We start from the raw sequence: 21,952 nt of genomic DNA on the forward strand, positions 1-21,952 counted from the left end.
TGTAAAATAGTTAATCTGATTGTTTTTGCAACACAAAAATAAAGAGTGTTCGATGAACAATAAGTATTCCTAACCGCTAAATTAGTAGTTATAATACCACCTTTATAGTATTTTTACTTTTCAATAGTTAGAATTGTCATCCCCGACTTGTTCGGGGATCTCTATAAATTTAAATGAGATCCCCCTATAATTTTCTACGAAAATTCGGTGGATGACAAACTATGGTACGGAAGTTATTTTTAATCACTATAGGTTAACCCTAGTCTAATACCTTACTTTAAACCATTTATCAATTCACGTAACTCATCGGACGGCTTAACGTTAACATCACGCTGCGGGAAAGGAATGTCAATTTTATTTTCTTTAAATGCGTCCCATATGCCGAGCAAAAGGTCACTTCTTATGTTCATTACTCCCTCAATAGGGTCGCATATCCATATACGCAATTCAAGCTGTACGGAAGAATCCCCGAATGCTATAACCCTGCAAACCGGTGCGGGGTCGTCCAAAACCCTCTTATGCTGCTTTGCGACATCCACTATTAGCTCTATAGCTTTGCGTAAGTCCGCATTATACGAAATGCCTATAGGAATCTTTTGCCTTACATTGCTGCTACTATATGACCAGTTAGTTACCGTTTCGGTAATCAGGTGTTCATTTGGGACAAGATATTCTACACCGTCCCTTGTTATTATCGAAACACATCTTGTTCCCAATGAGTTTACCCAGCCGAACGTATTATCTATCTGTATTACATCACCGGGTTTTATTGAACGGTCTAGTAAAAGTATAAAGCCACTGAACAGATTAGAAATAACTTTTTGTAAACCGAACCCCACACCAAGACCTAACGCACCGCCAAATACCGCCAATGCCGTCAAGTCTATTCCCATGCTATTCAAGCCTATCATAAAGGCCAGTGTTAAAAGGAACACCTTACTCACCTTTTTGACCAGAACACGGGCAGAAGGTGTTAAATTAGTAACATGTTCAATTCTGGAGTCCAGTAGTTTTGAAAGTTTTCCGGCTCCATATATTAAGATGATAAGGGTTAAAACCCCTGTTACTATTGAGAAAACATTAACTTTAACACTGCCTACCGAAAACTCGATAGCATTTAAAGTGGCAGTAGTGCTATCTAGTATTCCGACAATGCTAAGTGCGGCAATTGCCCAGACTATAAAAGAAAAGAACCTTGTAAAAGCCGAGTTACCGCTTACCAGAAGCACTAAACTAATTAACACCCATGCACTGAAAAGCTTTGTAGTTATAAGTATCAAAGAGACAGGGTGGTTTAACGATACCATAAATAACAACGATAAGAGCTGGAAAACCAATATAGTGAACAAGGTAAGTCGATATTTAACCTGTTTTTCACCTAACCTTCTGATATAGTGGGTGGCGGTAAGGTTTTCATAATATTTTGAGAAATAGCCGTGTAATGGTCTGACAGCCCTTAGACCTATCAATATAGAAGCAATTACAATACTTAGTTGCACAAAAAATGAAGATATAAAGACGGTTTCACGTAACCATAAGAGAACCTCACCCCAGTGTTCGTAAAACATCTCTTTCATATCCATCTAAAAAACTCCTCACCATATGGCTTGATAAATATTTTTTTCGAGAGTTCAACTTATCAGTTCCCGTATTTTTTTACAGTTATTTCTTTCCTTCTTTTTATAATCATATAGAACGATGAACAGAAATATAATAATGAATATATAATAATGCAGCCGATTAACAAAGAATATGATGTAATAATAGTCGGAGCCGGTGCAGCCGGTTTAATCTGTGCTGTTGAAGCGGGTAAAAGGAAGCTGAAAGTCCTGCTTATAGAACAGGCAAAGTCGGTCGGTAATAAGATACGCATCTCCGGTGGAGGCAGATGTAACTTTACTAACATTAACGCAAGTCCGGCTAATTATATTTCAAAAAATCAAAGATTTTGCATATCGGCACTAAAAAGCTATACTCAGCATGACTTTATTGCATTAGTCGAAAAGCACGGTATCAAATATCACGAAAAAACCCTCGGACAGCTTTTTTGCGATACATCGTCAAAGCAGATAATTGATATGTTGCTTAGCGAATGTAACAATGCAGGTGTAAATATCCTTCTTAATAATTGCGTTAATGACATTAGAAATGACATTAGAAAAGAAAATGATAAGTTTCAAATAAAGCTGAAAGACGGCTATATTTATAGCTGCCGCTCATTGGTTATAGCAACAGGAGGACCTTCTATACCCAAAATGGGTTCTAGTACTTGGGGACATAAAGTTGCCGAAAAGTTCGGTCATTCGATTGTTGAATTAAGAGCAGGTTTAGTCCCGTTTTTAATAAATGACGAAGAGCTTAAAAAGCTGGCAGGAGTGTCTGTAGAGGTTATAGCAGCATGCAATAATGTTCAATTTAAGGAGGCAATGCTTTTTACCCATCGTGGTCTTAGCGGTCCTGCTATTTTGCAGATATCATCATACCGGAATCAGGGTGAAAGAATTATTTTAAATCTTTACCCTAATGCCGACCTTTTTGAACAGCTAAAAACATGGCGTGATATATCGCCAAAGCAGGATATAAACAACTGCCTTGGTAAAATATTACCCAAACGTGTTGTTCAGTATATCTGCACGGCAAACAATTACAAAGGTAACTTAGCAGAGTTACCCAATAAAACACTAAAACAAATTTCAGATTCCATACAAAAATGGGAGATAATTCCCGATGGAACGGAAGGTTATAGAACTGCCGAGGTAACTATTGGCGGTGTTAACACTGATGAACTGTCCTCTAAAACTATGGAGTCAAAAAAAGTAAGCGGACTATATTTTATAGGCGAAGTTGTAGATGTAACGGGACATCTTGGAGGATATAATTTCCAGTGGGCATGGTCATCGGGATACGTAGCCGGACAATATGTTTAACACTATCGTAAATTTGAATTTATAATAACGTAATTTTACGTTTAATAAATTAACCTTACAATTACATATGCTAACCTCATAAAAAAAGACCTTCAATTAATGAAGGTCTTTTTTAGTATTTTCACCAATAATACTTTCGCATTATCTGGTTTGCTCGGTTTGAGTAAAAACCTTTATTTCCGTTCTACGGTTTTGAGGCTCTTTAATTCCATCATTAGTAGGAACCAAAGGCTCGCTCTCACCTTTCCAGTTAACTTTAATGTTACCGGCTGATAAACCGTAAGATACTAATTTATCTTTAACAGCTAAGGCACGTTTTTCCGATAAAGCCATGTTGTAAGCATCAGAGCCTGAACGGTCGGCGTGACCTGTTAACTCGATGTCAGCCTTGCTACTTCCTCTGATAGCTTTATATAAATCGCCCAATACTTCGTTAGCAGTACCGTTTATATTTGATTTATTGAAATCAAAGAAAACGATGTAAGAACGCTTATCGCTTACAGTGTAAGTCTTAGGAGCCGGCTGTTTTTTCAACGTAGATACTATCTTCTTTTGTGGTTCAGGAACCGATGCAGCCTCAGGAGCGGCACAAAGATCGGAATCACTCTGCCATTTTGTTAAAACACACTCACCCGATACAATTGAAGTTATCGGTCTGCCGAACTTGTCAACAACAACTTTTTGGTCAGATCCATCAGCAAACGTAGGTACGGCCGATAAACTTGCTATAGAAAAAATAGCACTAACAATAAACTTTTTCATTTATAAAAACCCTGATTTGTAATTAGTTTTAAACTTGAGTTCGCAATATATACAACTTGATACTAAAAATAAACCATTAATTATTATCTACAACCCGTTATGTAACAAATTACCTTCCTTTTTCTTAAAATAATCTATATGTATGGCAAAAACCACACAAACAACAACTCGCAAATACAACCTCTAACTATACTTTGTAAGCGACATTGAAATTAATAGTTGCAAGTAACGCACTGAAAAAAATAACTTTATTTACAAGATTAACTATTTTTTAATACTTTTGTAATAATAATATTACTTAGGGCGTTTACTAAAGTATATTATACGCAAGGGGGATAATATGAACACAACTAACTTCGTAAGGGTATTTATTACACTTCTTATTTTCAATACATCAATCCTTACAAACGCAAATGCATCAACGGAAGGGGCGAGGCAATTTATAAAAGAAGTTAGCAGCAAAGCCATTGAATTAATAAAAAGTAACGATACGAACGAATTAATCAAGGAGCAGCAACTATCCAAATTATTTGAAGATTCCGTTGATACGGATTGGATATCGAAATTTGTAATAGGCAAATACTGGAGAGATGCAAGCGAGGCACAAAAAACCATTTACTTAGAATTACATAGGCAATTTTTATTAAATAGCTACGTTCCTAAATTTAAAAACTATACTAATCAACAAATCTTGTTTAAAAACACTTTCGATGAAGGAAGTAACGAATTTCTTGTGGAAACGGAAATAGTACAAGAAGACGGAACTGCCGTTAAAGTTGACTATAGAGTCAGAAAAATTGAAAACGGTGAATACAAAATTTTCGACGTTATTGCTGAAGGTGTTAGTTTAATAAATACGCAAAGATCCGAATTTGCATCTATACTTTCCCGCAAAGGGGTTGATTATTTAATCAAAACGCTGAAGGCTAAAGTATAACTGCAATGCCCACTTAGTTCAGAGGGGGGGGGCTCTCTTTTATAAGGGAGCCTTTATTTTTTTGTTACTACTCCATCATATACATTAAAAAACTGCGCCTTATCCCTTATTTCCTTAAAAAGTTCTTCGTCAGTACCGGTCATCCAAACCTGTGCCTGCATTGAAAATATCTCTTCAAATAACGAAGCCCTGCGTTTTTCATCAAGATGTGCCACCACTTCATCTAATAGAAGAACCGGAACACTCCCTTTCCATAGTGCCTTAGCCCTTGCCTCCGCAAGTATTATAGATAGCAGCAGGGCTTTTTGCTCACCTGTAGAACAGGAAGCCGCAGGCATAGCTTTTTCATTGTGAAAAGCTATAAAATCACTTCTGTGTGTGCCTACGCTCGTCCTGCCCGTCCTTGTGTCCATTCCTCTTGATTCATATAATTGCTTCTTAAGAATTTCCTCAGCCTGAAGGGCTGAATTTTCAAGCATAATTCTTTCCACCCCTCCTTGCACATCTATATCGGCTTTCGGAAAGGCTGTTTTAAACTCGCTAATAACCGCCTGAATATGCTCGACAGTATCAATTCTGGCAGCGGCTATTGAAACCGCCCTTTGTGCCATCTTCTCTTCTAGCACACTTACCCAAGAAGGGTCATAACTCGGTTGCCGTATTATCTTGGCACGCTCACGCATAGTATATTCATATGAATATATACGTGAGGCATGTTCGGGGTCAAAATTGTAAACCAGCCTATCTAAAAACTTACGCCTGTCAGATGAACTGCCTATAAACAGCCCGTCCATTTGCGGTGTCAGCCACATTACACTGAATATACTAGTTAATTCCGCCTGATTTTTTACTATATCGCCGTCAATTTTTACTATACGCTTGCTATCTGTAACAAGCTCCCTGCCCGTTCCTATCCTAAATTCCTCAAAGCCCTTGTTAACAACGGCAGATATAGACCATGGCAAAACAGCCTCACCGCCCTGAATCATATCTGCTTCGTTTAATTTTATTTTACGGAATCCCTTACCCGGAGATAATAGCGATATCGCTTCTAAAATATTGGTCTTGCCAGAACCGTTAGCCCCCGTCAACACGACAGGCGATGCATTAAGTTTTAAAGACAAGTCTTTGTAATTTCTATAACTACCAAGTTTAATGCTTGAAGCATAAAATGCCTCGGCTTGTATATTGTCGGTTATTAGCGGCGTATCGGCTACTACACTCACGTTTTATATACGCATCGGCATTATAACATATAGAGAAGAGCTATCGGCACTATCCTTTACTAAAACAGGGGCTGAACCGTCAGCAAATACAAACTCAACTTCATCACCTTCAATAACGCCCATCATATCCAGTATGTATCTTGAGTTAAAGCCTATTTCAACACTATCGGAATTATAATTTGCCTCAAGTTCCTCGGTTGCCGCACCGTTATCGTCATTAGTAGCGGAAAGCACAATCTTACCGGCAGATACAGTAAGCTTTACCGCCTTTGTTTTATCTGACGATATGGTAGAAACCCTATCAACAGCAACAGAAAGTGCGTTTGAATCTATTACAAGGCTTTTATCGTTGGACTGAGGTATAACCTTAGTATAATCAGGGAAAGTTCCGTCTATAAGTTTTGATAATAAAACGGCTTTTCCGCATACAAAACATATTTTCGTATCGGATAACGATACTTCGATATCGTCTTCAGCCTCATCAAGAAGCTTTTTAAGCTCAACAACTGTTTTTCTGGGGATTATCACTCCCGGAATCTCAGATGCTCCCTCAGGGGCTTCTATTTCAATCTTGGCAAGCCTGTGTCCGTCAGTTGCAACCGCACATAACATTTTATCGGTTGAATGAATATATATACCGTTTAGGTAATACCTTGTTTCTTCAGTGGAAATAGCAAATCTAGGCTTGTCTATAAGTGCCGTCAGCTCAGCAGCCGTCAACGAAAACTCATACGGCATATCACCTCTACTCATTACGGGAAAATCAGTAACAGGAAGGCAGGCAAGCGAGAAATTACAAGAGCCTGACGCTATTTCGATATGACCGGTATCAGATGCATCACCCTTTATGGAAACCTGTGCTCCGTCAGGCAATTTCCTTACTATCTCATATAAAGTATGGGCAGATACGGTCAAAGCCCCTTCTTCAGATATATCGGCTTCCAGTTTCTCCGTTACGGCAATGTCCATATCAGTGGCTGTCAGGTTTATTTGTCCGCCAAAAGCCTCTATTTTAACATTCGACAATATCGCTATCGTATTCCGCCTCTCCACAACCGACTGCACGTGTCCCAAAGCCTTTAAAAGCTGCGATCTGTCAATCGTAAAACCCAATGAAGACGAAATATTTTCCGCCTGTTGTTCGTCCGACCGGACTTCTGCTAATTCTGTCATATTTACCAAACTTTATACTATATTAATACTAAAAATTATTCTGGACATTATCAGCAAAAAATCATTTATGCAAGCAGTCTTGAACACGAAATTATAAAACAATTTTTACTCCAACAACCTCTTCTTCCAGCTCTCTAGTTGTTCAACATCAATACCGGCATACACAACCCCTATAGGCTCATCATTGAGTGTTGCAATAAACGCAACCTCTACCTGAAAAAACTCCGTATTATAATCAAACGCAAGGTCGCTTATATACGTTCCGTAAGACCTTGAGCCGAGAGTTTTGGTCCATTTCTCGTTATTACCTTGCCAATAATCGTCACTAATCATACTTTGTCCGGCATTTATACCATAGGCATCTATTATGATTATTTCAGTGAATAATCCCTGTGATTCCTTTTGCTTAATTTTCAGGAAATTTGAAAGGTCATTTTCCAGAACCCTATCCGTAAGAGGTCTTTTATTCTTCCTGCGTTCCCCCATCCACGTATCATTTAATATCTTCTTATCCGTCTGGGACAAAAGCTCATTCTTTTCATTTTGCTTTTTTAATGCTTTGATAACAATATCATTTTTCAGCCACAACTTCATTTCGTTTACTACGAAATCATTGATATCGCTCCTGTAATCCTGCTGTGCAATGGCATTGAATGAAACCAAAACAGAAAAAAACAATACTATTAATATCCTGCTCATTTTTATACCCACCGATTAAACAATGTCTGCTAGGTTAGTTTTATTTATTTCATCTTTCAAGAAAAAGAGCAATTTACTGATTTGTCATTACTATAAAAGTTTATCGACTCGCAGATAAAAGAAGTCTTATCAACCGATGTTTTTGTTGTTGTAATTTTGTGCGAAAGCCAACGAACGACAGGCATTAGTCTAATCAAATAATATGATTATTAATCTTTTTAGTTTAGAAATACTATAAAAGCTACTAAACTAACCTCTTTAAATACATTATGGATATAAAATAAATATGCCGTTATTTAATAATATAACCATCATCGGATTAGGACTTATCGGCAGTTCCATAGCACAGGCTGCAAAAAAATACCATGCCGCAAAAACCGTTACTGCATTTGACCTAAACCAAGAATCCATAAACAAAGCACTTGAATTGGGCATTATTGACAGCGGATATAACAACCTTACCGATTCCGTAAAAGATAGTCAGATGGTTATAATCTGTACCCCTATTAGCACTTATGAAGCAATTATAAATGAAATAGCTCCCAAACTTGATAAAAATACGATAATCACAGATGTAGGCTCTGTAAAAAAATCAGTGATAGACATTATTTTACCTAAATTAAAATACCCTGAAAATTTTGTTCCCGCCCACCCCATTGCAGGTTCTGAAAAATCCGGTTTACTTGCAGGTAATGCAGACCTTTTCTTAAATAAAGAATTCATAATAAGTCCGGCAGAAAAAAGCTCTTCATCCTCAATCACAAAAGTTGATCGGTTCTGGCAGACCCTCGGCAGTAATATCGAAATAATACCACCCGAAGAACACGACGAAATATACGCAAAATCATCACATATACCCCACTTAGCCGCTTTTTGCTATGCTAGATTCATGATGAAAAATCAGCACATGCCACTTGCAAAGTTAGTTGAAAACCAAGGGGACGAGTTCGCAGCTTTTGTAAGGCTGGCATTTTCTAACCCGCAAATGTGGACGGATATATTTTTATATAACAAAGAACCTATAATTAAAAATACTGAAAAATACCTTCTTACCCCTTCAAATATTATTAAAAATAACGATGAAATCACAGTGTTATATGAAAGAATAAAAAACGCTGCAAACATAAGAGCAAAGTTTCAGAAAAAAGGACACTTTACAAAAGAGCTTAACAAAAACGATATTTCAACAGGGATTATCCCGTTATTAATATCATGCCTGCTAATAGAATCAGTAGAAGGAAACCCGAAGGTTGGCGGTGGCTTTTTAGGAATGACGCAAGTTATACTTAACCCGAATGAGGCAATAAAACAAACTATACGCACTCAAATTGACGAATATAACGATAAATACAATCAATTATTATGTGAATATGAAAAACTTCTAAACTATATAAAAAGCTCCGATAAAAAAAACATTTACTCCTATTTATCTGAAATAAAATAGATAAATTATAAAAAATACAATTATTAACAACTAATTAATATTTTTATATTGATACTCATATAATTTTAAGTACAAATAATGATGAAAAACATTTTAAACCGGAATAAAAATATGAGTAAAGGTACAAAAAATAACAGTAATGCTGATAAAAGCACGGCTAACCAAATAACCGAAGAATCTTTACATAGCACTTCAGAGGAATTTATATCTATAAATCCTGATGAAGGTAAAATCAGCAATTTAGAATATGTAGCAAGAGGGTTTAGTACGGTAACGAAAGTTGCGTCAAGCACTTTAACCGGTACGGGTAATGCCGTACAAAAAATTGCGGCAAATCCTTCTCATGCCTTTAGTGACATGGTTGTGCAAGCTAAGAACGCATCGGGCGTTCGTATGCCATACCATGAGCGAGGCGAATATAAGGCATTTTTCAAACAAGGTGCGGAAGAAAATCCTGTTACTAAATATCTTGATGAAAATTTTGGCGGTGCAAGCAGGGACGTAGCCGGATATACGCATAAATACAACTCCGATACGGGCAGAGTTGATAAATACAGCCCGACCGGAGATGTAGCTGAAAGAGTCCACGGGGCAGTTATAAAAGTAATAGTCGATAAATTACAAAAGGAACAGCAAGAAGAAATATCACGAAGTTAAATCAGACATCTATATCAATATGCCCCTGCATCGGATTATCCGGATATCTGTTTTTTTGAGCAAATTTTTTGTTATCTTCCGAACCTTCATCTTCAGATGATATATCCACGATATCTTCCGGCTCGTTATTTTTACTATGCCGGTCTTTATCTTTTTTATCTTTATTGATTTCATGGTGAGGGTCTTTTGAGGAAACGTAAGTTTTCTCAACCTTATTATGAATAGGCGGCGGTGTAATTGATGCAACCATTTTTAAATCTCCTTTCATTAGAAAATTGATTTATTCAATTTTTGGTTCTACATTGGTTAATTATTGTACATTTGTTTAATCTCTAAATATACAAACCCAATACTTATTATATTATTAAAAATATCAACTTTCAACATATTAGGTTAATGTATGCCTTTTAAATATTTGTTATTACTGTCAATAGCACTAACAACCTTATCATGCGGGATTAACGATGAGCAAAATACTGCCAATGAATATAATTCGCATGGTCACGGAGAAACAACAAAACAATATCACTGGGAAAAAGCCAAAATTCCCACCTCAAAAGAACCGAAAGTATATGGCGGCTATACAAACGGCTGTATCGACGGAGCTTTAAGGCTGCCTGAGTTCGGAACGGGTTATATTGCCGCCAATGCCGCAAATAACCGTTTATACGGACACCCCGACCTCATACAGGTTATAGAAGACTTAGCCAAACAAATGAATGACAAATATAACGCAACCCTTCTTATAGGAGATTTGAGTCAGGCACGCGGAGGCCCTGCACCACTGGACACATCAGCCCACAGAAGCCACCAAAACGGTCTTGATGTGGATATATGGTACAGAAATTTAAGCAAAGAAAAAATAGAAGAGGACGATATTTACCCTCATACGGTATTATCTTTATTTAAAAATAAGTTAAACAATAAATACTGGGGAGATTCACAAATAAAAATGCTTGAATATGCCGCAAAGAATGATGACGTTGAAAGGATACTTGTAAACCCAGTTGTCAAAAAAGCAATGTGCGAGAAGTTCGGCAGTGAGCCGTGGATTCATAAACTACGCCCTTGGTGGGGACATGACAAACACTTCCATCTAAGGCTAAAATGCCCGAAAAATGATTCTACATGCAATAAGCAAGACCCCGTGCCTGAGGAAAATAGTTGTGCAGAACCACTGGAATGGTGGTTTTCAACAGAAGCTCAAAACATGGCAAAAAGCAACAAATCCACAAAAAGGCAATACCCGAACCTCCCCGAACAATGTGAAAAGGTTTGGGTATGGAAACCTATCGGAACAATTAAGCTGCAACCTTAGCGGCAACATGCTCAAGAGCGGAAATTATAGCGTCACCCATTTGTGATGTACCCACTTGTTTTGCACCTTCCTGCATTATATCGCCCGTGCGATAACCGTCGGCTAGCACTTTCTTAATTGCATTTTCAACTAAATCAGCCTCCGCTGCCATATCAAAACTATAACGCAGCAACATCGAAAGGCTAAGGATAGTAGCAATAGGATTTGCTTTATTCTGCCCTGCAATATCAGGTGCAGAGCCATGCACAGGCTCATATAACCCCGGAGTTCCGGGCTTGCCCAAAGATGCGGAAGGCAACATGCCCAGTGAACCTGTAAGCATAGCGGCACAGTCGGATAAAATATCACCGAACATATTAGTAGTTACCATAACATCAAACTGCTTAGGGTTACGCACAAGCTGCATAGCCGCATTATCTACGTACATGTCGGAAAGCTCCAATTCAGGATATTCGACCTCATGTATTTTATGCACTTCTTGTCGCCAAAATTCCGTAGCCTCCAATACATTCGCCTTATCAACAGAGCAAACCCGCCCGTTACGCTTCTTAGCCAATTCAAATGCTACTCTGGCGATTCTTTGGATTTCCTCAGTGGTATAAACAAGCGTATTAAAACCTTTTTTCTGCCCGTTGCCTAAATCCTCAACGCCACGCGGCTGACCAAAATATATACCGCCCGTAAGCTCACGCACTATCATAATATCCAATCCGGACACAACTTCCTTTTTCAAAGTTGAAGCTTCCGCCAACTCGTCAAACACTATAGCCGGGCGAAGATTAGCAAACAATCCCAGCTCCTTACGGATACCTAGCAACCCTTTTTCAGGACGCACGGAAATATCCAGAGGTTCCCACTTAGGTCCTCCTACGGCTCCCATTAATATTGCATCGGAAGCTTTTGCCTTATCAAGAGTTTCCTGCGGCAAAGGCGAACCGGTTTCATCATAGGCAGCACCACCTATTAGAGCATAGCCTATTTCAAAATCTGTGTTTTTGTTTTCATTTAACCATTTAATAATACGGACAGCTTCAGCAGTTACTTCCGTACCGATTCCATCACCCGGTAATATTAGTATTTTTTTAGTCATTGTTTTTCCTTTTTTAGGTTTTTTGCGTTTTTACCACAATTACCGCAATTTGTATTGCACAATATATTACAATCTGCTATAATTAAAACATAAATTGGCACTAGCCACCGCAGCCCCTGAAAGGGGGCTGAGTAAATCGGAATATAAGACTCTTTACTTTCCCTTTTATAATTTCAAACTCCTTTTTACTTATACTTCCCATTTTGTCAGACAATCTTTTTGAGTCCGTTAATTTAATTTGAGGCAATATAACAGACTGTTCTTTATGCTGAAATGTAAACTTAAAATAGAAGTGACTATCTTCCTTTATTTTACTACTAAGTGGTACTGCAATAAAAACCCGTTTGTTAAATTTCTTCAAAACAAGAACCGGACGGTTAAAAAACTCTCCCTTGCCGTCTTCTTCATCTCCGACATTAACGCCCAAACGACACCACCATACGTCCCTCTCCTTAAATAAAGGTCGCCTTGCATCTTGCTGAATTTCTTTTTTAGTTTGATTCCATATATCAAAATCTTTATGCATTTATCTAGCTATACAACCAATTCTGCTCAACTTTGTTTTTACTTTCAAATGCAGATATTTTGTCCCCCTTTTCCAAAGTAAGACCGATATCATCTAAGCCTTCTAGCAGGCATTTTTTACGGAAAGGATCTACTTCAAATTTAATCACACCGCCATCGGGTCCGGTTATTTCCTGCGATTCCAAGTCTACGCTCACAGTTGCATTAGCACCTCTTTTTGCATCGTCCATAACCTTATCTACATCGGACTTGGGAAGTTTTATAGGCAATATTCCGTTTTTAAAACAGTTATTATAAAATATATCAGCAAAGCTAGGGGCGATGATAACCCTGATACCGAAATCCAGTAATGCCCAAGGAGCATGCTCACGTGAAGAACCGCAACCGAAATTATCCAGCGACACTAATATTCCGGCTTTTCTATAAGCAGGTTGGTTTAGGACAAAGCTATCAATTTCCCTGCCTTCCTTAGTAAAACGCATCTCGTCAAACAAATTTGCACCAAGCCCCGTACGCTTCACGGTTTTTAAAAACTGCTTAGGTATTATCATATCCGTATCAACGTTACGTATAGGAAGCGGTGCTGCCACCGCGGTTATTTTTGTAAATTTTTCCATATTAAGGTCTTCCTTTTATTACTCTGGTTTTTGCTACTATATCATGAAATGCTGTTTTTTCTTTTGTAAATGCTGCCATTATATACCAAATAAAAAACACTATAAAAAATAATAATGATACCACAAGTATCTTTAAAATATCTGCAATGGTTTCAGCACCGATAGTCCCTACATGTTGCTGAATTGCCGCTCTATCTTCATGGCTCAATTTTATATATTCTTCCAACATTATTTCTATTATCGCAATGTCTTCTTCACTATACACACCCTCATAAAATTTTAAATTTGCAACAGCGTCTTTTATTTCTACCTTGCCGCTAATAATATCGGGAGATAAATTTACTACAAATACCAAATTCCTCCAAACACCCAACTCATCTAAGTTTGACTGCGTAAAATAATCATATGTAGACGGCATAATATCTTTTATGTCCTCAACAAAATTATTGTCGGGAGTCGGTAAATTCTTTTCAATACCTGCCGTTCTAAAATTCATTGATAATATAAAAAGTACGGAAACAAAAAGGGGAAGAGCGGTTCTTAATATAGCCGTTTTAGGTGAAATTTTTTCCCCCGATATACCCACCACATAGATATTCATAAAACGCTTACCGGGAGTAGCCTGCCATTTTGATGTAAGGAACATCTTACATACAAACACCATTATAATACAGTTAATAATTTGCAGTGCCGAGTGCATCATTGCATCTTTCTGCGTTATATGGGCATGATAATTTTCAGCTTCATAAGACCCCAACTCTAAACCTGTAACCGCTGAAAAAATAATTATCATTATATAATTCAGAACCGACAAAGGAATCATAAATATAAGCAAATCCAATAGATAAGCACCGACCCTTATCCAAAATCCGGCATACTCTACTTTATTGCTTACCGTATCCATATAATTTAAGCCCTGCCTTTTATTACTCTTGTATTTGCAATTATATCATGCATAGCTGTTTTTTCTTTTGTGAAAACTATAACTATGTACCATGTAAATAAACAAATAAAAAACACTAATAAGTTAATAAAGAATAACATATTTGTTTTATGTAGATATTCAGCACGCATAACGTTGAATATTTTCTTTTGAGTTTCAAGTTGCTTTTCTTTACCAAAGCTTAAAAATTCATTTAATGACAATCTAATTAGTTCAGTGTCATCTTCAGTTATAAATGCACCTCCCCCTCTAGTTATATTGTTTACTAACTCCTCAATATTAACATTTTTTCTTTCAAATGATTTTACTATAATTGCATCATCATCACTTCCATATTTCTTTCCTTCATCTAAATAAAAATCGTTTAATTTTAACATTATCAGCGTCACTTTAAAAGCAAACGACTCCGAACTTCCAAACTTCTTATATGTGTTTGGCAACAAAGCCTCTACAGTTTCCAACTCAACATCTTCCATATGACTTGATTGATAGTTCATTTTTATAAGAAGCATAAAAAACACAGAAGCAAATATACAAATTATCAATAATGGAAGAGAGGTTCTTAAAATAGCTCTAACAAAGGATATCTTATTACCCGACATATGAACTACGTATATTTTCATAAGACGCTTACCGGGCGTTGCTTGCCATTTAGTTACCAAAAAAACAGCACAAACAACCGAAAGAATAATAGTATATAAAAACAGCTGTGTTAAAAATACATCTTTATGATGATAAAAAATATCGTAATTTTTATCAAAATTATATTGTTCAAAACAACAATAACCTTTACCAGTAAACGAATAATATAATATATAGGAAATTATAGCAGCTAAAAAATACGCAACTACGTTTAATATTGCAAAATCTATTAGACCTGCTAACGCACGCCTCCAAAAACCTGCATATTGCACTTTATTTTCAGACATATTATCCAAAAGCCTTTTCACAATCCGAACCCAGTTCCTGAAGCTCCCTTACATCGGTTAATTTACCCGTAACAGCGGCAGCGACAGCCATTGCAGGGCTAACAAGGTGGGTACGCCCTCCCCTTCCCTGTCTTCCTTCAAAGTTACGGTTAGAGGTGGAAGCACAACGTTCGCCTTCTTCTAATTTATCGGCGTTCATCGCCAAACACATAGAACAGCCTGCCTCACGCCATTCAAAACCTGCCTCAAGAAAAATTTTATCCAAACCTTCTTCTTCAGCTTGTTTTTTAACCAGTCCCGAACCGGGAACTACCATAGCCAACTTTATATTATCGGCAATCTTACGCCCTTTGGCTATTTTGGCAGCGGCACGAAAATCCTCTATCCTTCCGTTAGTACAAGAACCGATAAATATTTTATCAACCTGAATTTCGTTTAACGGAGTTCCGGCTTTAAGTCCCATATAATCCAACGCACGTTGAATAGCATTTGCCCTTTCTTCATTTTCAGCATCATCAGGAGAAGGTACGAATCCCGTTATAGGAAGCACATCTTCAGGGCTAGTCCCCCACGTAACCTGCGGAACCAATGCAGAAGCGTCCAATGTAATCTCCTCATCGAAAACCGCATTTTCATCAGACTTTAACTGCCTCCATTGCTCAACCGCCTTATCCCAGTCAGCACCCTGCGGACACATCGGACGACCCTTTAAATACTCGAAAGTCTTCTCATCAGGTGCTATCAAACCTGCTCTTGCACCGGCTTCAATCGACATATTACAAACGGTCATACGCCCCTCAATAGAAAGGTCACGTATAGCTTTTCCTGCATACTCAATAACAAATCCCGTACCGCCTGCCGTTCCTATCTTACCTATTATGGCAAGAACAACATCCTTTGCGGTTACACCTTTTGGCAAATCGCCATTTACGGTAATACGCATATTTTTAGCACGTTTTTGTATCAATGTCTGGGTTGCCAAAACATGCTCAACTTCACTTGTCCCGATTCCAAAAGCCAACGCTCCGAAAGCACCGTGAGTTGATGTGTGGCTGTCACCGCAAACAATGGTCATACCGGGCTGTGTAAAACCTTCTTCCGGTCCCACGATATGCACCACTCCCTGACGCATATCGCTCATCGGGAAATATTGTATGCCGAACTCTTTACAGTTGTCTTCTAAGGTCTGAACCTGAATACGGGAGGTTTCATCTTTTATACCCTGCAAACGATCCGATGTAGTCGGCACGTTATGATCGGCAACGGCTAAATGTGCCTCAGGACGGCGAACTTTACGCCCCGCTATACGCAAACCCTCAAAAGCCTGCGGGCTGGTAACTTCATGAATCAACTGATGGTCTATATATAACAGACAAGTGCCGTCACTTTGCTCATCTACCAAATGATTCCGAACTATTTTATCATATAAAGTTTTAGCCATTTTTATTTCCCGCTTACTGATTAATATTATAGTGTTTACACTTTTGAACAATACTGTCATCCCCCGAATTTTCGCAGAAAATTATAGGGGGATCTCATTTCAACTTATTCAGATCCCCTAACAAGTCGGGGATGACAATTCTAACTCTTGAAAAGCAACGCTACTATAGTGCAGTGTTTTATATATAAAATCTGCCCTAAAAGCAATAACAATACAAATAAAAAAGGAGACTTTAGCAGCCCCCTTTTTTTACAATTCCTAAACTTAAAAAAGATATTACTTGCTCTCTTTATCTTTTTTAACCTCTTTAGCCTCAGCCTTAGGAGCTTCTTTTTTCGCAGCTTCAGCTTTTTTAGCCTCTTTTCTTTCTTCTTTAGTGGTATAATCACGCTTCTCTTTAATACGTGCTGCCTTACCTGTAAGCTCACGCATATAGTATAGTTTAGCACGACGTACAACGCCTTTACGAACAACTTCAATATCCTCAACTCTTGGAGAATATAGCGGGAATACACGCTCAACACCTTCACCGTGGCTTATTTTACGCACGGTAAATGAAGAATTGATTCCATTATTCTTTCTGGCTATGCAAAGCCCTTCAAAAGCCTGAAGACGCTCGGTTTTTCCCTCAACGATACGGACTTTAACACGTAATGTATCACCGGCTTGGAAGTTAGGGATTTCCCTATCGCCAAGGAGTTCTGCAATTTGTTTTTCTTCAAACTTCTGTACTAAGTTAGTCATTTTTGTTGCCTCTTAACTAAACAATATTTATTCCACAAATCAGGTCGTCGACTTTCAGTAATTTCTTCTGCTTTTTCAAGTCTCCAACGGTCAATATTTTTATGATGACCCGATGAAAGGATATCAGGTATTTTCTTACCTTTCCATTCAACTGGTCTTGTATATAGAGGATATTCCAAAAGTCCAGCATAATCTTCATTTTCACCGAAACTTTCTTCATTTAAGGTGCTTTTATTGCCTATTACACCATCTATGAGCCTGATACAACCGTCCATAAGGACGGTAGCGGCAACCTCGCCTCCCGACAAGATATAGTCACCTATACTTACCTCCTCAACGCCATATTCCTCTATAATTCGTTCATCAATTCCTTCAAAACGACCACATATTATAGCCAAATCATTACAATTTGCAAGCTCATATATTTTTTTTTGCGTAAGTAAATTTCCACGAGGGGACATATATATAATTTTAGTATTCTTGTCGGTATTAGCTTCAATAGCCGCCCCCAATACATCGGCACGCATAACCATACCCGCACCGCCTCCTGCCGGAGTATCATCTACCGATTTATGGGCATCTGTCGCATAATCCCTAATATTTATCGCTTCATAGTCCCAAATCCCGCCTTCCCTTGCCTTACCGGCAAGAGAAAAGCCCAATGAACCGGGGAACATTTCAGGAAAAATCGTAAACAGCTTTACTTTCCAAGTCATTTTTCTACATTTTCAATGTCAGGTGGAACAATAATTACCGAACCTGACTTAATGTTGATATTAGGAAATATATCTTTCGTAAAAGAAAAAAGCTCCTTCTTTTTGTCTTTCTTTAAGCGAATCTCCACAATATCACCGGCTCCATAATTTTGAATCGAGATAATTTCCCCATACTCCGTGCCGTTTTGCAGCTTCACCCTCAAACCGACAAGATCTTCATAGTAAAACTCATTTTCACCCACGTCTTCAAAATCATCACGATATACGTATAAATCCTTACCTTTTAAAGCCTCGGCTTCATTTCTGTCATTAACGCCATCAATAAAAGCTATAACCGCTTCCTTGTTATTTGACTGTATTTGCAATTCATATTCGGCAGAACCGTCTTTATTATACAAGACGGGATAATCGCCTATAGATAACGGGTCTTCGGTATATGAGCGTATCTTAACCGCCCCTTTTATTCCATGGGCGGAAGTGATTTTAGCAATACAAATCAATCTATTTTGCATAATTTTTATCGTTATTTGTGAAATAGTAAATTAAGTATATAATTACACACGTCATTCTGTCATTACCCGAATTGCCAAAGGCAATTATAGGGTAATCTCATGATATCGCCCTATAGTATCCTACGGAAACTCGGGCGATGACGTAATTATAGTATTTCCAAAATTTATTGGTAATTGTCATCCCCGACTTGTTCGGGGATCTTCTGTCAATTAAAACAGATCCCCCTATAATTTTCTACGAAAATTCGGGGGATGACATTATTATTAAAAATTAGAAACACTATAGATAGTAAAATTACTATATTTCAAAACCCATTTAAAATTAAAAAAGGCGACAACTTTACTAAGTGCCGCCTCATAAAAACTCTTTTTAAAACCACTATTCTGCAGGTTTTTCCTCACCGGCGGCAGCTTCTTCGGAAGCGGCATTAGCTTTAGCCTCTGCTTCAGCAGCTTTTGCAGCCTCTTCCTCTGCCTTGCGTGCAGCTTCTTCCTCTTTTTTCTTAGCCGCTTCAGCAGCTTTTTTAGCTTTCACTTCTTCTTGAGATTTTTTCACCTTAGCATCAAGCAATTCCTGAGCCTTTTTGTTACGCTTATATAGTTTAGCAGCAACAAGGAATTTCTCAACACGCTCCGTAGGGGTAGCACCCGTACCAAGCCAGTGTTTAACTCTATCTTCTTTTAGTGAAATTCTTTCAGGATTATCTTTATCTAGCATCGGGTTATACGTACCGACCTTCTCAATGAACCTACCGTCACGTGGCGAACGTGAATCTGCTACCACTATTCTGTAGTAAGGTTTCTTTTTTGAACCGCCTCTAGCTAAACGAATTTTAGTTGCCATTTATGTTTTCCTTAAATTTTACAGCCATTTTTTATCCGAGCCATGCTTAATAATACATTTTAAGGCATAAGTCAAAGTAATAATGACAATTTTTACGCAAAAACTACAATTCACCCTCTTTTAGGGTTTCTTTTTTACGAAAATCCTCAATTTCACTTAACAACACCCGTAATACATTATCAACACCTTTCTTGGCTATCGCCGATATAACCATAACTTTTTTACCACCGGCTTTTTCTAATTCGGACTTCTTTTCTTCGATTTCCTCCTCCGACAATGCATCGGCTTTATTTAGTACTATAACCTCATGTTTTTTAGCCAGATTTTCGCTGTATTTTTCCAGCTCATTCCTAATAGTAACATAAGCCCCCGAAACATCTTCATGCGTTCCGTCTATCAGATGCAATATAACTCCGCATCGCTCAACATGCTTTAAGAATCTTATGCCAAGCCCAACCCCTTCATGTGCACCTTCTATCAGCCCCGGAATATCCGCCATAACAAATTCTTTTTCATCTATATAAACCACCCCCAACTGAGGTTTTAAAGTAGTAAACGGGTAATCGGCTATCTTAGGTTTAGCCCTTGAAACTACACTTAAAAATGTCGACTTTCCTGCATTGGGTAACCCGACCAGACCGGCATCCGATATTAATTTTAGCTTCAGCCAGACATTTAACTCCTCACCTTCTTTACCCCTTGTAATCTTTCTGGGAGCCTGATTTGTCGATGATTTAAAATTTGCGTTACCCAATCCCCCGTTTCCGCCCTTGGCAAGCAACACTTCTTGCCCTACCTTAGTCATATCCGCCAGCACAAGATCAGTCCCGTCGGCAATTACCTGAGTACCGAGCGGTAATTTTATTACAAGGTCATCAGCCGACTTACCGTGGCAATTTGCCCCCTTGCCACCTTCTCCTTTTTTTGCTTTAAAATGCTGTGTATATCTAAAATCTATCAGGGTGTTGAGTCCCTCAACGCATACGGCTATAACGCTACCGCCACGCCCGCCATCACCGCCGTCAGGCCCGCCTTTTGGCAGATTAGCCTCACGGCGGAAGCTCAGGCAACCATCGCCACCCGCACCGCTTTTTATGTTAATCTTAGCTTCATCTATGAATTGCATTTTTCTTTACCGTTTGTAAACATAAAGCAATAAAAAAGCACGCAACCGACTACGGCAACGTGCTTAAATATAATAATATTCTTTTTTATTTATGCAGCTTCACAGGCATTTACAGAAACAAACTGTCTTTTACCGGATGTGAAAAACACAACATTACCTTCAGCCGTTGCAAATAACGTATGGTCTTTGCCCATGCCTACATTATCACCTGCATAATATTTAGTACCACGCTGACGTACGATTATATTTCCCGGAATAACCAACTCACCGCCGTATTTTTTAACACCAAGTCTTCTGCCCGCAGAATCCCTTCCGTTCTTGGAGCTACCGCCTGCTTTTTTATGTGCCATTTATCTAGTCCTCTTTTTTAGTTGCTTTCTTAGGAGTTCCTACATCTTTTTTAGCCGCAGGCTTTTTAGAAGCGGACTCGCTCTTTTCAGCCGTTTTTTTCGATGCCGTAGCTTCTTTTTTAGGAGCTTCGGATTTCTTTGGAGCTTCTTTTTTGTCATCGGCTTTAACGGCAGGCTTTTCTTCTTTAATAACAGCCTTTTTAGCAGGAGCTTTTTTTACTTCACCCTTACCGCTAACATCCATAATCCTTACAACCGTCACTTGTTGACGGTGACCGTTCTTTCTGCGGTAGTTCTGACGACGTTTCTTCTTGAAAATGATGATTTTATCATCTTTTTTCTGCTCAAGAACCTCAGCACTAACAACAGCACCCTTTATAGTAGGCTCACCAACTTCAACGCCCTTATCGGAACCGATAGCTATAACTTGGTCGAACTTCACATTCTTACCAACTTCACCATCAATTTTTTCAATTTTTATAACTTCGTTTTCGGCAACTTTATATTGCTTTCCACCGCTTTTTATAACTGCATACATCTTGTTTACTCTATAAAATCTGTAATTCGGATTGTGGAATATAGCGACATCATACGATTTGTCAACATAATATTAACCAAATATCCGAGCGTTTCCTATATACAAGATATAGGTTTTATACATATCCTTACATTATCTTGAAATAAATTCACCTATGGATAAATTTATATTTATCGAAAATGCCTAATATCACTTAATAACCCACTTAAAAGTTTAACTTTTTAACAAAGTTACATTTTGTAACAATTGTGCAATATCGGCACATTAAAATGAAGATATTAATTTTATATTAATAAATACACCGAGGATAACAAGGCAACATACTAAATAGGAGATAATCTGATGATTTCAGGGCTTTCTAGTAAAGTGAGTTCTCACTTTAAAACCATTTTATATACGGGATTTTTTAGTTTAGCATTAGCTTCAACGAGTAA

At 38.0% G+C, this 21,952-nt stretch carries 24 protein-coding genes; 5 read left to right on the forward strand and 19 right to left on the reverse strand.

What is annotated here, in order from left to right; all coding sequences use genetic code 11:
• Positions 1-272: 272 nt before the first annotated feature.
• The gene (locus O2942_10085; GenBank protein ID MDA0782598.1) at positions 273-1,583 is read right to left on the reverse strand and encodes a mechanosensitive ion channel; all 1,311 of its coding nucleotides are present in this window, start codon (positions 1,581-1,583) and stop codon (positions 273-275) included.
• A gap of 147 nt (positions 1,584-1,730) precedes the next feature.
• On the opposite strand from O2942_10085, the gene O2942_10090 reads away from it, so the two are divergent.
• A complete protein-coding gene (locus O2942_10090) occupies positions 1,731-2,927 on the forward strand; it encodes an NAD(P)/FAD-dependent oxidoreductase (protein ID MDA0782599.1) in 1,197 nt (398 codons plus the stop codon).
• A 141-nt stretch (positions 2,928-3,068) separates the two neighbouring features.
• Here O2942_10090 and O2942_10095 read toward each other — a convergent pair whose 3' ends face one another.
• Positions 3,069-3,689, reverse strand: a complete 621-nt coding sequence (locus O2942_10095) for an OmpA family protein (protein MDA0782600.1) — start codon at positions 3,687-3,689, stop codon at positions 3,069-3,071.
• A 340-nt stretch (positions 3,690-4,029) separates the two neighbouring features.
• On the opposite strand from O2942_10095, the gene O2942_10100 reads away from it, so the two are divergent.
• Positions 4,030-4,626 carry an ABC transporter substrate-binding protein gene (locus O2942_10100; GenBank protein MDA0782601.1) on the forward strand — a complete coding sequence of 199 codons (597 nt, stop codon included), beginning with the start codon at positions 4,030-4,032 and terminating at the stop codon, positions 4,624-4,626.
• Positions 4,627-4,679: 53 nt separating this feature from the next.
• Here the strand turns inward: O2942_10100 and recF are convergent, their stop codons facing one another.
• From recF to O2942_10115, 3 genes are all read right to left on the reverse strand, one after another.
• Positions 4,680-5,852, reverse strand: coding sequence for a DNA replication/repair protein RecF (gene recF / locus O2942_10105; protein MDA0782602.1), 1,173 nt, complete (start codon positions 5,850-5,852; stop codon positions 4,680-4,682).
• Between the two features lie 3 nt (positions 5,853-5,855).
• Positions 5,856-6,965 (reverse strand): DNA polymerase III subunit beta, encoded by a 1,110-nt coding sequence (gene dnaN / locus O2942_10110; GenBank protein ID MDA0782603.1) that lies wholly within the window; start codon positions 6,963-6,965, stop codon positions 5,856-5,858.
• A gap of 165 nt (positions 6,966-7,130) precedes the next feature.
• The gene (locus O2942_10115) at positions 7,131-7,724 is read right to left on the reverse strand and encodes a hypothetical protein (protein ID MDA0782604.1); all 594 of its coding nucleotides are present in this window, start codon (positions 7,722-7,724) and stop codon (positions 7,131-7,133) included.
• 286 nt (positions 7,725-8,010) lie between these two features.
• Here O2942_10115 and O2942_10120 point away from each other — a divergent pair, with 286 nt between their 5' ends.
• Both O2942_10120 and O2942_10125 read left to right on the forward strand, forming a co-directional pair.
• On the forward strand, positions 8,011-9,168 hold the full coding sequence (locus O2942_10120; GenBank protein ID MDA0782605.1) for a prephenate dehydrogenase/arogenate dehydrogenase family protein: 1,158 nt from the start codon (positions 8,011-8,013) through the stop codon (positions 9,166-9,168).
• Between the two features lie 111 nt (positions 9,169-9,279).
• The gene (locus tag O2942_10125; protein ID MDA0782606.1) at positions 9,280-9,825 is read left to right on the forward strand and encodes a hypothetical protein; all 546 of its coding nucleotides are present in this window, start codon (positions 9,280-9,282) and stop codon (positions 9,823-9,825) included.
• A gap of 1 nt (position 9,826) precedes the next feature.
• Here the strand turns inward: O2942_10125 and O2942_10130 are convergent, their stop codons facing one another.
• Entirely contained in the window at positions 9,827-10,075 is a 249-nt protein-coding gene (locus tag O2942_10130; protein MDA0782607.1) for a hypothetical protein, read from the reverse strand.
• 150 nt (positions 10,076-10,225) lie between these two features.
• Here O2942_10130 and mepA point away from each other — a divergent pair, with 150 nt between their 5' ends.
• Positions 10,226-11,143, forward strand: a complete 918-nt coding sequence (gene mepA, locus O2942_10135) for a penicillin-insensitive murein endopeptidase (protein ID MDA0782608.1) — start codon at positions 10,226-10,228, stop codon at positions 11,141-11,143.
• Here the strand turns inward: mepA and leuB are convergent.
• The 13 genes from leuB to rplU form a co-directional block, all read right to left on the reverse strand.
• Positions 11,127-12,233, reverse strand: coding sequence for a 3-isopropylmalate dehydrogenase (gene leuB, locus O2942_10140; GenBank protein ID MDA0782609.1), 1,107 nt, complete (start codon positions 12,231-12,233; stop codon positions 11,127-11,129). The two genes, mepA and leuB, sit on opposite strands and share 17 nt — an antisense overlap.
• 100 nt (positions 12,234-12,333) lie before the next feature.
• Positions 12,334-12,759, reverse strand: a complete 426-nt coding sequence (locus O2942_10145; GenBank protein MDA0782610.1) for a type II toxin-antitoxin system PemK/MazF family toxin — start codon at positions 12,757-12,759, stop codon at positions 12,334-12,336.
• Positions 12,760-12,763: 4 nt separating this feature from the next.
• Positions 12,764-13,375 (reverse strand): 3-isopropylmalate dehydratase small subunit, encoded by a 612-nt coding sequence (gene leuD / locus O2942_10150; GenBank protein ID MDA0782611.1) that lies wholly within the window; start codon positions 13,373-13,375, stop codon positions 12,764-12,766.
• Position 13,376: 1 nt separating this feature from the next.
• Positions 13,377-14,279 carry an RDD family protein gene (locus tag O2942_10155; GenBank protein MDA0782612.1) on the reverse strand — a complete coding sequence of 301 codons (903 nt, stop codon included), beginning with the start codon at positions 14,277-14,279 and terminating at the stop codon, positions 13,377-13,379.
• A 5-nt stretch (positions 14,280-14,284) separates the two neighbouring features.
• A complete protein-coding gene (locus O2942_10160) occupies positions 14,285-15,247 on the reverse strand; it encodes an RDD family protein (GenBank protein ID MDA0782613.1) in 963 nt (320 codons plus the stop codon).
• Between the two features lies 1 nt (position 15,248).
• Positions 15,249-16,688, reverse strand: coding sequence for a 3-isopropylmalate dehydratase large subunit (gene leuC / locus O2942_10165; protein ID MDA0782614.1), 1,440 nt, complete (start codon positions 16,686-16,688; stop codon positions 15,249-15,251).
• Between the two features lie 276 nt (positions 16,689-16,964).
• A complete protein-coding gene (gene rplS, locus O2942_10170) occupies positions 16,965-17,432 on the reverse strand; it encodes a 50S ribosomal protein L19 (protein MDA0782615.1) in 468 nt (155 codons plus the stop codon).
• Complete coding sequence (gene trmD / locus O2942_10175) at positions 17,429-18,148, reverse strand: tRNA (guanosine(37)-N1)-methyltransferase TrmD (protein ID MDA0782616.1); 720 nt, start codon at positions 18,146-18,148, stop codon at positions 17,429-17,431. Before trmD ends, rplS begins: the two co-directional genes overlap by 4 nt.
• Positions 18,145-18,660 (reverse strand): ribosome maturation factor RimM, encoded by a 516-nt coding sequence (gene rimM / locus O2942_10180; protein ID MDA0782617.1) that lies wholly within the window; start codon positions 18,658-18,660, stop codon positions 18,145-18,147. The genes trmD and rimM overlap by 4 nt, the downstream gene beginning before the upstream one ends.
• A gap of 379 nt (positions 18,661-19,039) precedes the next feature.
• The gene (gene rpsP / locus O2942_10185; GenBank protein ID MDA0782618.1) at positions 19,040-19,504 is read right to left on the reverse strand and encodes a 30S ribosomal protein S16; all 465 of its coding nucleotides are present in this window, start codon (positions 19,502-19,504) and stop codon (positions 19,040-19,042) included.
• A gap of 103 nt (positions 19,505-19,607) precedes the next feature.
• Positions 19,608-20,630, reverse strand: coding sequence for a GTPase ObgE (obgE, locus tag O2942_10190; GenBank protein ID MDA0782619.1), 1,023 nt, complete (start codon positions 20,628-20,630; stop codon positions 19,608-19,610).
• Positions 20,631-20,719: 89 nt separating this feature from the next.
• The gene (rpmA, locus tag O2942_10195; protein ID MDA0782620.1) at positions 20,720-20,980 is read right to left on the reverse strand and encodes a 50S ribosomal protein L27; all 261 of its coding nucleotides are present in this window, start codon (positions 20,978-20,980) and stop codon (positions 20,720-20,722) included.
• Positions 20,981-20,984: 4 nt separating this feature from the next.
• On the reverse strand, positions 20,985-21,518 hold the full coding sequence (gene rplU / locus O2942_10200; GenBank protein MDA0782621.1) for a 50S ribosomal protein L21: 534 nt from the start codon (positions 21,516-21,518) through the stop codon (positions 20,985-20,987).
• Positions 21,519-21,952 lie beyond the last annotated feature (434 nt).

It is taken from the genome of Pseudomonadota bacterium (assembly GCA_027620075.1).
Classification (GTDB): domain Bacteria; phylum Pseudomonadota; class Alphaproteobacteria; order Rickettsiales; family UBA6187; genus 1-14-0-20-39-49.

Bases quoted from the DNA above. Each gene is read 5' to 3' on its own strand.
- O2942_10085 (MDA0782598.1), bottom strand. From the start codon at position 1,583: ATGGATATGAAAGAGATGTTTTACGAACACTGGGGTGAGGTTCTCTTA.
- O2942_10090 (MDA0782599.1), top strand. From the start codon at position 1,731: ATGCAGCCGATTAACAAAGAATATGATGTAATAATAGTCGGAGCCGGT.
- O2942_10095 (MDA0782600.1), bottom strand. From the start codon at position 3,689: ATGAAAAAGTTTATTGTTAGTGCTATTTTTTCTATAGCAAGTTTATCG.
- O2942_10100 (MDA0782601.1), top strand. From the start codon at position 4,030: ATGAACACAACTAACTTCGTAAGGGTATTTATTACACTTCTTATTTTC.
- O2942_10115 (MDA0782604.1), bottom strand. From the start codon at position 7,724: ATGAGCAGGATATTAATAGTATTGTTTTTTTCTGTTTTGGTTTCATTC.
- O2942_10120 (MDA0782605.1), top strand. From the start codon at position 8,011: ATGCCGTTATTTAATAATATAACCATCATCGGATTAGGACTTATCGGC.
- O2942_10125 (MDA0782606.1), top strand. From the start codon at position 9,280: ATGAGTAAAGGTACAAAAAATAACAGTAATGCTGATAAAAGCACGGCT.
- O2942_10130 (MDA0782607.1), bottom strand. From the start codon at position 10,075: ATGGTTGCATCAATTACACCGCCGCCTATTCATAATAAGGTTGAGAAA.
- mepA (MDA0782608.1), top strand. From the start codon at position 10,226: ATGCCTTTTAAATATTTGTTATTACTGTCAATAGCACTAACAACCTTA.
- leuB (MDA0782609.1), bottom strand. From the start codon at position 12,233: ATGACTAAAAAAATACTAATATTACCGGGTGATGGAATCGGTACGGAA.
- O2942_10145 (MDA0782610.1), bottom strand. From the start codon at position 12,759: ATGCATAAAGATTTTGATATATGGAATCAAACTAAAAAAGAAATTCAG.
- leuD (MDA0782611.1), bottom strand. From the start codon at position 13,375: ATGGAAAAATTTACAAAAATAACCGCGGTGGCAGCACCGCTTCCTATA.
- O2942_10155 (MDA0782612.1), bottom strand. From the start codon at position 14,279: ATGGATACGGTAAGCAATAAAGTAGAGTATGCCGGATTTTGGATAAGG.
- O2942_10160 (MDA0782613.1), bottom strand. From the start codon at position 15,247: ATGTCTGAAAATAAAGTGCAATATGCAGGTTTTTGGAGGCGTGCGTTA.
- leuC (MDA0782614.1), bottom strand. From the start codon at position 16,688: ATGGCTAAAACTTTATATGATAAAATAGTTCGGAATCATTTGGTAGAT.
- rplS (MDA0782615.1), bottom strand. From the start codon at position 17,432: ATGACTAACTTAGTACAGAAGTTTGAAGAAAAACAAATTGCAGAACTC.
- trmD (MDA0782616.1), bottom strand. From the start codon at position 18,148: ATGACTTGGAAAGTAAAGCTGTTTACGATTTTTCCTGAAATGTTCCCC.
- rimM (MDA0782617.1), bottom strand. From the start codon at position 18,660: ATGCAAAATAGATTGATTTGTATTGCTAAAATCACTTCCGCCCATGGA.
- rpsP (MDA0782618.1), bottom strand. From the start codon at position 19,504: ATGGCAACTAAAATTCGTTTAGCTAGAGGCGGTTCAAAAAAGAAACCT.
- obgE (MDA0782619.1), bottom strand. From the start codon at position 20,630: ATGCAATTCATAGATGAAGCTAAGATTAACATAAAAAGCGGTGCGGGT.
- rpmA (MDA0782620.1), bottom strand. From the start codon at position 20,980: ATGGCACATAAAAAAGCAGGCGGTAGCTCCAAGAACGGAAGGGATTCT.
- rplU (MDA0782621.1), bottom strand. From the start codon at position 21,518: ATGTATGCAGTTATAAAAAGCGGTGGAAAGCAATATAAAGTTGCCGAA.